Genomic DNA, 656 nt, shown 5'->3' with positions numbered 1-656 from the left:
CGGCTCGCGCGGCCCGCYGCCCTTCTTCGGCTGGTTCGGCCGCGGCGGCGCACTGCCGCCCGGGCCGAAGCCGCCGCCGCCGCGGCCGAAGCCGGCACCGCCCGCAGGCGTGCGCGGCTTCTGCACGAAACGCTTGTCGAAGGTCTGCTCCAGCGGATTCGGGATCTTGGACGGATCGAAGTCCAGGCCGTCGTCGTCGCGGTCGAAGTCATCCGGCTGGCGCTCGCGCGCCTGGGCCGGCATCTGTTGAGGCTGCTGCTGAGGCTGGTTCTGGCCGCCGCCCCGGTTGCCGCGTGGCCCCCGGTCCTGGCGGTCGTTCGGGCGCTGGGCGTCGCGCTCGTTGCGCGGCTTGTTCTGGCCGTTGTTGTTGCCACGGCCGCGGTCATTGCCGCCGCGGTTGTCGTTGCCACGATTTTCGTTGCCACGGCTCTCGCCGCGGCCCTCCTGGCGCGGCTGCTGCGGATTGCCTTCGCGCCGCTGGCCTTCGCCACCGCCGGCCAGCCGGCGGATCGTGCGCACGTCGCCTTCCTCGAGGTCGACCCAGACGCCGCGCTTCAGCCCGCGCGGCAGCACCACGGTGCCATAGCGGATGCGGATCAGCCGGCTCACCGTCAGCCCGACCGTGTCGAACAGCTTGCGCACCTCGCGGTTGCGGC

General features: G+C 73.1%; 1 pseudogene. It reads right to left on the bottom strand.

Annotated elements, in window-relative coordinates:
• Positions 1-656 (bottom strand): annotated as a pseudogene (locus AC1D15_RS35910) (hypothetical protein); the annotation flags it as partial.

Source organism: Rhizobacter sp. P2_H2 (genome assembly GCF_056403375.1).
The sequence above is the reverse complement of the archived record's forward strand: the minus strand, read 5'-3'. Positions and strand labels throughout refer to the sequence as shown.